This is a genomic window from Duncaniella muricolitica (genome assembly GCF_910574735.1).
Lineage (GTDB): Bacteria > Bacteroidota > Bacteroidia > Bacteroidales > Muribaculaceae > Duncaniella > Duncaniella muricolitica.
The window spans coordinates 1-7,717 of record NZ_CAJTCF010000116.1; the positions used below are offsets into that span (position 1 = coordinate 1).

Genomic DNA, 7,717 nt, shown 5'->3' on the forward strand with positions numbered 1-7,717 from the left:
TACGGCCTGGAAAAGCGGACAATCGCCGCTTGACGCTATCCTTGCCCTCGTCTAATAAAGGCGAGCCAAATCATCATGTCTTTACTTTGGCTGAATAGTTACTATGTTAAATTAGTTGGACATATGTTTGGACAGGCAACATATTTTGCCTAAATTTGCGGAAATTTAAACATGTTAGCCTAACCTCTGATAGCACAGCTAACGCAGTACAAACAAAGTTTAACAACAGCCATAGAACTACATTTTTTCCGAATCCATAACTTAGTCATGACATACTGGATAATAAATTCTTTAATAGTTTTTGCTTTATGCGTCCTGTTTGCGGGCGTATTGATTCCTCAGATACTGTTGATAGCTTACAGGCGCAACCTGTTTGACGAAGTGGATGAACGTAAAATCCATAAGGGACTCATCCCCCGTCTCGGAGGCATTGCTTTCGAGCCTGTGATACTGCTCACGATGGCTCTGGTGCTCGGAGGCAACATCATGCTTGAGAATTATGCTTTCCCCTCGGCTTTCTACAACAACGGTCTGCTGATGATAGCGACATTCTGCAGTCTGATGTTGCTCTATCTTATCGGCATAGCCGACGACCTGATAGGCATCAAGTACAGGGCGAAGTTTGTGGTGCAGATAGTGTGTGCGTCGCTTCTCATCACGGCCGGGTGCTGGTTTACATCGTTTGCGGGCATCTTTGGCGTGCAGAGCGTGTCGCCATGGTTTGGCATCCCGTTCACTGCGGTAGTTATAGTGTTTATCATCAATGCCATCAACCTCATCGACGGCATCGACGGTCTGGCCTCGGGTCTGAGTTCGATAGCATGCGGCATCTATGGCGTGTCGTTTCTGCTCATCGGCGAGTATGCCTATGCCATCATCTCGTTTGCCACACTCGGCGTGTTGTTTCCGTTCTTCTACTACAACGTGTTTGGCGACGTCAAGAAGCACTCCAAGATATTTATGGGCGACACCGGTTCGCTGACCATCGGACTTCTGCTCAGCATCCTGGGCATCAAGCTGTTTACCCACGACTTTGACCCTGCGCTGGAGTTTCAGCCGGCGGTGCTGGCTTTCTCTCCGCTCATCATCCCGAGCTTTGACGTGGTGAGAGTCTATATGGTGCGCATACGCAACCATTGCTCCCCTTTCCTCCCTGACAAGAACCATATCCACCACAAATTTCTGGCCGCGGGCATGAAACCGCGCACGGCCATGGTGACCATCATAACATTATCCACACTTTTCACCCTCTTTAACCTCGGGCTGAGCCGGATACTGAACATCAACATAATCGTCGTGCTCGACGTTATCATGTGGGTGGCATTTCACTTCTGGCTTAACAAACGCATCAAGAAGGCCAAGGCCGAAGGGCTCTCGCGCTGACATGGTCGGCCGTCACTCCCTGCGTCCGCTCTCCCCGCCCCGGCAATACATATGCGTCACACCCCGAGCCGACATTAAAAACACTCAGAATCTCAGATGATTGACCATATACTCACCGAGGAAGTCACCGAGCGCGCAGTGCTCGTGGGACTCATCAGCAACCAGCAGAACGAAGCCAAGGCACGCGAATATCTCGACGAACTGGCTTTTCTGGCCGACACGGCCGGGGCTGTGACCGTAAAGACATTTCTTCAGAAGCTCGAGTATCCCAACCCGCGCACCTATGTGGGCAAGGGCAAACTCGAGGAGATACGCGCCTATATCGAGGATAATGACATAGGCATGGCTATCTTTGACGATGACCTGTCGTCAAAGCAGGTGGTGAATATCGAGCGCGAGCTCAAGGTGAAGATACTTGACCGTACCAGTCTCATCCTCGACATCTTTGCCAAGCGTGCGCGTACGGCCAACGCCAAGACGCAGGTCGAGCTGGCCCAGTATCAGTATCTGCTGCCGCGACTTACGCGCATGTGGACTCACCTCGAACGCCAGCGCGGCGGTATAGGCATGCGCGGCCCGGGCGAGACGCAGATCGAGACCGACCGCCGTATAATCCTGTCGAAAATATCGCTGCTGAAGGAGGAGCTGCGCTCCATCGACAAGCAAAAGGCCGTGCAGCGCAAAAACCGCGGCAAGCTCACGCGCGTGGCTCTCGTGGGCTATACCAACGCCGGCAAGTCGACTCTGATGAATGTGCTGAGCAAGAGCGAGGTGTTTGCCGAAAACAAGCTTTTCGCCACGCTCGACACTACGGTGCGCAAGGTCATTATCGACAATCTGCCGTTTCTGCTCACCGACACCGTAGGTTTCATACGCAAGCTGCCCACTCATCTGGTCGACTCGTTCAAGTCGACTCTCGACGAGGTGCGCGAGGCCGACCTGCTGGTGCATGTGGTCGACATCTCTCATCCTCATTTCGAGGAGCAGATCGAGGTGGTCGACAAGACGTTGCGCGAGGTGTGTGACGGTGCCGACAAACCTATGATAATGGTGTTTAATAAAATCGATGCTTTCACCCATGTGGAGAAGGATGAGAATGATCTGACTCCGCGCATGCGCGAGAATATTCCTCTCGAGGAGCTCCGCCAGATGTGGATGGCGCGTCTGCCCCATGACTGTGTGTTTATCTCGGCTAAGACGGGCAAGAATATCGATGAACTCAAGCAGATGCTCTATGAGCGTGCCAAGGAGATTCACCTGACAAGATTCCCTTACAACGATTTCCTCTTCCAGAAATACGACGAAGAGTAGTCGGGCAAAGCCCGAAGGTTATGAGGTTATGAGGTTATAAGGTTAGCCTGCGGGGTAATTTTGAGCCAAATGGGGCTAATGGGCCCAATGAGGCTAATGGGCCCCGGACAGGAACACCGTATACTTTACATTATAATCTTTGCCCTTCGGGCAAATAATAACCCTCACCCGAAGGTTAACCTCATAACCTTATAACCCCATAACCTTTGCCCGAAGGGCGACTAAAATGGCCCGAAGGTTAACCTCATAACCTTATAACCTTTGCCCGAAGGGCAACTAAAATGGCCCGAAGGTTAACCTTATAACCTCATAACCTTATAACCTTTGCTCGAAGAGCAAGTAAATATGTGGATTGAACAGCCCCCTATATTTTACCGACTGCTTTTCACGGAGGCGTGGTGGCGGCTCAAGAGACACGGACGCAAACTTGTGTACCTGACTTTTGATGACGGCCCTGTGCCCGAGGAGACTCCGTGGGTGCTTGACCTGCTCGACAAAGAGGGGGTCAAGGCTACTTTTTTTATGGTCGGAGACAATGTGCGCCGCCACCCCGAACTGTTGGAGGAGGTGCGCCGCCGCGGCCATTCCTATGGCAACCATACCATGCATCATCTCCAGGGTCTCAAAGAGAGCAACGCCCGATATTTCCGCGATATCACCGAGGCTTCCGAACTGATACAGTCATCGCTTTTCCGTCCGCCCCACGGCATCATATGGCCGGGACAGGCGCGGCTGATCAAGCGTCACTATAATGTGGTGATGTATGACCTCGTGACACGCGATTACTCCAAACGTATCGACGGGGAGAGGGTGTTGGAGAATGTGAAACGCTATGCGCGCAACGGCAGCATCATAGTGTTTCATGACTCTATCAAGGCTCATAAGAATATGCGCTATGCTCTGCCCCGGGCCATCAAGTGGCTCAAGGAGCAGGGATATGAGTTTGAGACTCTGCCGATGTAATCCTAAGAATGAATGCTATGCCTGACATAAGGCGGCTCGTCATCGAGGCCGGAGCGGTCAGGGCCGGGGTGGTCACCCTCGGACCTGTCGACAGCCATGCCGAGGAGCTTTACCGGAAGTGGCTGGCCGAGGGACGACACGGCGAGATGGGTTATCTCGAGAAATATGCCGAGGTGCGTCACGACCCGAGGCTACTGCTCGAGGGGGCGCGGTCGATGATTGTGGCGGCATTCAATTACTATGGCGGAGAGCCGGAAGTGTCGCAGCCGCTGAAATGGGCGCGATATGCCGTAGGACGCGACTATCACGAGGAGGTGAGAGAGCGGCTCGGGCGGGTGGCCGAGGCCATCACCGCCGCCACGGGTGCGCAATGTCGCGTGACGGTCGACACGGCTCCACTGCGCGAACGTTATTGGGCCGTAAAGGCCGGAGTGGGTTTTCTCGGCATCAACAATCAGCTCATAGTGTCCGGAGCGGGCTCATGGTGTGTGCTCGGCGAGATTATTACGACGCTCGAGCTGGAGGCCGACGAGCCCGACACGCGCAACTGTCTCGGCTGCATGCGTTGCGTGAAGGCTTGTCCGGGCCACGCGCTCGACGGACATGGAGGCATAGATGCCCGCAGATGTATGAGCTACCTGTCGATAGAAAAAAAATATCATGAGGATGACGAGGCCCTGATGCCCCGTCTGGGCGACCGCATATATGGCTGCGACATATGTCAGGAGGTGTGTCCCCACAACTCATGTGCAAGGGCCACGGAGATTGACAATTTTCGTCCGCGGCCTTCGGTAATCGGCCTCACGCGGGAGGATATACTGGGGATGGAGCAGAGCGAATTTTCACGCATATTCACCCATTCGGCCATCAAACGAGCTAAACTTGCGGGGCTTCAGCGCAATGCGCGGGCGGCAGGAGAAGGTGAGGCAGCGACACGGCCGGAGTGACCGGAAACGAAGCGAGTATCTCGTCAAACGGCACACGCGACTCGTCGGTCTCGGCAAGCATGCGCCCTGGAGGGGTGGCAAGGACCGACTCGGGATTGAATTTCTCGCCATAACTCAGATAGAAACCCCATCGCAGAAGGTCTTTGGCCAGACCCGGTTTGCCGCGAAAGCCATGTATAATCCACGGCATGCGGGGCTTGAGCCTGATGCGCATCTTCATAATCTCGGGAAAACGCTTCACGATGTGGAGCAGGAGCGGTTTGCCAAGCGTCTCGCTAAGTTCTATATGTATATTGAGCAGTTCGATCTGCTTCTGAAGGTCGGGCACAGCCTGGACTATCTCCATCGACTTGCCCTTGGGCACCCATTCATACGACACATGCACCGAGTCGAGTCCGGTCTCGCCTATGGCCACCACCTGAGGGCGGGCGGCAAGCCGACGCATACGCGCCACATCACCCGGGGTGTAACATCCAGCATTCCAGGGATGTATACCCACTGTATAGTATCGGTCACCGGCCAGCACAATGTCACGCGGCGGCATCGACACAGGGTCGATATTGACCACCGCGCCCGGGCGTGAATTATGTGTATGGCTGTCGATTATCATAGCATGAGTGTGTATGTAAAAACCCTTGCCCGAAGGTTAACCTCATAACCTTATAACCCCATAACCTCATAACCTTTGCTCGAAGAGCAAATAACTAAGGCACAGGGTCGTAGCCCGAGCCGCCCCAGGGATGGCAGCGGGCTATGCGCTTCAGAGCGAGCCAAGAGCCGCGCAACGCGCCGTGGCGCATGATAGCCTCGATGGCATACTGGCTGCACGTCGGAGTGTAGCGGCACGCTGCCGGAAACATAGGCGACAGGCATAGCTGATAGAAGCGTATGGGCAGGATGAGGAGTCTTTTCAATAACAAGTCAGAGTAACGAGTCAAGGGAGAATTATCATGATTGGCCGTCGGCGGCTTTTTCGGCCAGAGACGCCAGCAGCCGCCTCATTGCGGTCTCGATGCGTGAATAAGGGAGGAGCTTGTCGGCCACATAGATAAAAGCGATGTCGGCCGGAAGGTCGCGCGGGACAATGTCGCGGTTGAGACGGTAGGCCTCGCGTATGCGCCGACGCATTGTCACGCGGTCGACGGCGTGACGAATCCTCTTCTTGGGCACCGACACCAGAAACCGCGGCACCTTGACCTCGCGCACTCCGTCTATCCTCCAAGCAAGCCTCAGAGGATAGACGAGAGCTGTGCGCACCTCACGGTCACTACGCGCAAAGAGACGGCTTATGGCCGTCTCGCTGCATAGTTTTTCTATCTTATATAGTCGGAGTCCTTTCATCTGCAACAGGTGATCAGGAAGCCGCAGTCGAAGTCTTGAGATAATTCTCGAGCGCGCCGGTCATCGAGGGGTTGCCGGGCGAGGGAGCCTCGATGTCGAGGCGCAGACCTGCGTCGCGGGCAGCCTGGGCGGTGGTGGGACCGAAACACGCAATCTTGATGTCGCCCTGCTTGAACTCGGGGAAGTTCTTAAGCAGCGACTGTATGCCGGCGGGCGAGAAGAACACGAGCATATCGTAGTCAAAGGGCTCGTCGGGGCCGAAATCGTTGCTGACGGTGCGATACATCACGGCTTTGGTGTAGTTGATGCCGCTCTTGTCGAGCAGGCCCGAATCCTCCTTGTGGACGTCCGACACGACCCAGAGGAAGTTTTCCTTCTTGTGCTTTATGAGCGCGGGGAGCAGACTGTCGAGCTTACCGTTGTCGCCATGGAAAATCTTGCGTTTGCGATACACGATATATTTCTGCAGATAGAGTGCGATAGACTCGGTGGTGCAGAAATACTTCATCGTCTCGGGAATCGTGATGCGCATTTCCTCACATATACGGAAGAAATGGTCGATAGCCGTGCGGGCGGTGAAGATAATGGCGGTAAACTCAGGGATTGAAATCTTGGCCTGACGAAATTCTTTGGAAGTCAAACCTTCCACTTTTATAAACGGGCGCAACACTACCTCGACACCATATCGGTCAGCAATGTCATAGTAAGGTGATTTTCCCGACTCAGGGCGCGGCTGTGAGACCAGAATTTTCTTTACATTCACGACGTATTTTCTTAAGTTTGTAGCAGCAAGTTGTGTATGAACAGTACTGCTCGGTATAACAAAACGAGGGGTACGATTTCGAGACTGCAAAGGTACAAAATAAAATAAAGCAACGAGCCAAAATTGTCGTAAAAAAGCCTAAAACCTTTACATATAAATGCAAATCGTGCCACAAAATAGGCAATCAGGCCTAAAATAATCACTATATGTGAGGCCGAGGGGTTGAAAAGCACCACTACGGCCGGCACGACGATGAGCATTGACAACAACGACTGCGAGGCGTTGAAACCTTTCATCCACATGCGGGCCGACACTTTGTCGGTGAATATCGAGCCGACCACTCCGTAGGCTGCGAGCTGCCAGAGATAGTAGAGCAGGGCCATGAGAGTGAGCGCGCCGATGACAAAAAATTCGCCCGACACGGGGCCGATGACGGGCCGCTCAACAAAGGCCGAGTTGATGATGATGCCTTCACAGAAGCATGCGATGAGCACGATTGAGGCTTGCACGCCCGTCTCGCTGAAGGTGCGCACTCCGAAGGTCTTCTCGCGACGTCTGACACTTAGCAGGTCGCCGAGAAAGTTTTTGAAAAACGTTGAGTAATGGCGAAAGTTGGAGGCCAGCAACAGAAACATGCCAATGAGCAGACATAGGACACCTGAGTCGTAACCCGGCAGTCCTTTACGCTCCAGCGGGGGGAGTCCCTGCGTATAGGGCACGACTCCGAGTGTCATGCCCTGCAGTTCTGACTGTAACACCGGGCCGTCTTCACGCAACGACACGTCGGCCGGATGCCATAAGAGTGTATCTGAGTTCAATTAGTAATTAGTAATTAGCAATCATTAGTGTCCACTAAAAAATCATAAGAGTACTTTGAAATTATTGAAATTCAATTTGTTGTGAGCGTTTTTGAGATGCGACGATTTGAAATTAACTTTGCAGTCTGAATCAGGCTGTTATGTTAAAAGACAAGTACGTTTTTGCTCAATTAGTCAAGTTCCTCGACAAT

At 53.3% G+C, this 7,717-nt stretch carries 9 protein-coding genes; 4 read left to right on the plus strand and 5 right to left on the minus strand.

Features of this window, described 5'->3' with window-relative positions:
- Nucleotides 1-267 precede the first annotated feature (267 nt).
- The 4 genes from QGT73_RS16410 (at nucleotide 268) to queG (ending at nucleotide 4,604) form a co-directional block, all read left to right on the plus strand.
- Nucleotides 268-1,383, plus strand: a complete 1,116-nt coding sequence (locus QGT73_RS16410) for an MraY family glycosyltransferase (protein WP_280123153.1) — start codon at nucleotides 268-270, stop codon at nucleotides 1,381-1,383.
- 96 nt (nucleotides 1,384-1,479) lie between these two features.
- Complete coding sequence (hflX, locus tag QGT73_RS16415; RefSeq protein ID WP_123617609.1) at nucleotides 1,480-2,694, plus strand: GTPase HflX; 1,215 nt, start codon at nucleotides 1,480-1,482, stop codon at nucleotides 2,692-2,694.
- A gap of 345 nt (nucleotides 2,695-3,039) precedes the next feature.
- Nucleotides 3,040-3,657: a polysaccharide deacetylase family protein gene (locus tag QGT73_RS16420; RefSeq protein WP_123617610.1), complete on the plus strand. Its 618-nt coding sequence runs from the start codon at nucleotides 3,040-3,042 to the stop codon at nucleotides 3,655-3,657.
- 17 nt (nucleotides 3,658-3,674) lie between these two features.
- Nucleotides 3,675-4,604 carry a tRNA epoxyqueuosine(34) reductase QueG gene (queG, locus tag QGT73_RS16425; RefSeq protein WP_280123154.1) on the plus strand — a complete coding sequence of 310 codons (930 nt, stop codon included), beginning with the start codon at nucleotides 3,675-3,677 and terminating at the stop codon, nucleotides 4,602-4,604.
- On the opposite strand, the gene QGT73_RS16430 is transcribed toward queG, so the two are convergent.
- The 5 genes from QGT73_RS16430 to QGT73_RS16450 all read right to left on the minus strand — a co-directional run bounded on the left by QGT73_RS16430 (nucleotide 4,534) and on the right by QGT73_RS16450 (nucleotide 7,526).
- Nucleotides 4,534-5,214, minus strand: a complete 681-nt coding sequence (locus QGT73_RS16430; protein WP_280123155.1) for a TatD family hydrolase — start codon at nucleotides 5,212-5,214, stop codon at nucleotides 4,534-4,536. The two genes, queG and QGT73_RS16430, sit on opposite strands and share 71 nt — an antisense overlap.
- A gap of 94 nt (nucleotides 5,215-5,308) precedes the next feature.
- Nucleotides 5,309-5,524, minus strand: a complete 216-nt coding sequence (gene yidD / locus QGT73_RS16435) for a membrane protein insertion efficiency factor YidD (protein WP_123617613.1) — start codon at nucleotides 5,522-5,524, stop codon at nucleotides 5,309-5,311.
- 28 nt (nucleotides 5,525-5,552) lie between these two features.
- Nucleotides 5,553-5,945 carry a ribonuclease P protein component gene (locus QGT73_RS16440; protein WP_280123156.1) on the minus strand — a complete coding sequence of 131 codons (393 nt, stop codon included), beginning with the start codon at nucleotides 5,943-5,945 and terminating at the stop codon, nucleotides 5,553-5,555.
- 13 nt (nucleotides 5,946-5,958) lie between these two features.
- Nucleotides 5,959-6,708 carry a uroporphyrinogen-III synthase gene (locus tag QGT73_RS16445; RefSeq protein ID WP_123617615.1) on the minus strand — a complete coding sequence of 250 codons (750 nt, stop codon included), beginning with the start codon at nucleotides 6,706-6,708 and terminating at the stop codon, nucleotides 5,959-5,961.
- 11 nt (nucleotides 6,709-6,719) lie between these two features.
- A complete protein-coding gene (locus tag QGT73_RS16450; protein ID WP_280123157.1) occupies nucleotides 6,720-7,526 on the minus strand; it encodes a DUF4271 domain-containing protein in 807 nt (268 codons plus the stop codon).
- Nucleotides 7,527-7,717: the final 191 nt, after the last annotated feature.

Bases quoted from the DNA above. Each gene is read 5' to 3' on its own strand.
- QGT73_RS16410 (WP_280123153.1), top strand. From the start codon at position 268: ATGACATACTGGATAATAAATTCTTTAATAGTTTTTGCTTTATGCGTC.
- hflX (WP_123617609.1), top strand. From the start codon at position 1,480: ATGATTGACCATATACTCACCGAGGAAGTCACCGAGCGCGCAGTGCTC.
- QGT73_RS16420 (WP_123617610.1), top strand. From the start codon at position 3,040: ATGTGGATTGAACAGCCCCCTATATTTTACCGACTGCTTTTCACGGAG.
- queG (WP_280123154.1), top strand. From the start codon at position 3,675: ATGCCTGACATAAGGCGGCTCGTCATCGAGGCCGGAGCGGTCAGGGCC.
- QGT73_RS16430 (WP_280123155.1), bottom strand. From the start codon at position 5,214: ATGATAATCGACAGCCATACACATAATTCACGCCCGGGCGCGGTGGTC.
- QGT73_RS16440 (WP_280123156.1), bottom strand. From the start codon at position 5,945: ATGAAAGGACTCCGACTATATAAGATAGAAAAACTATGCAGCGAGACG.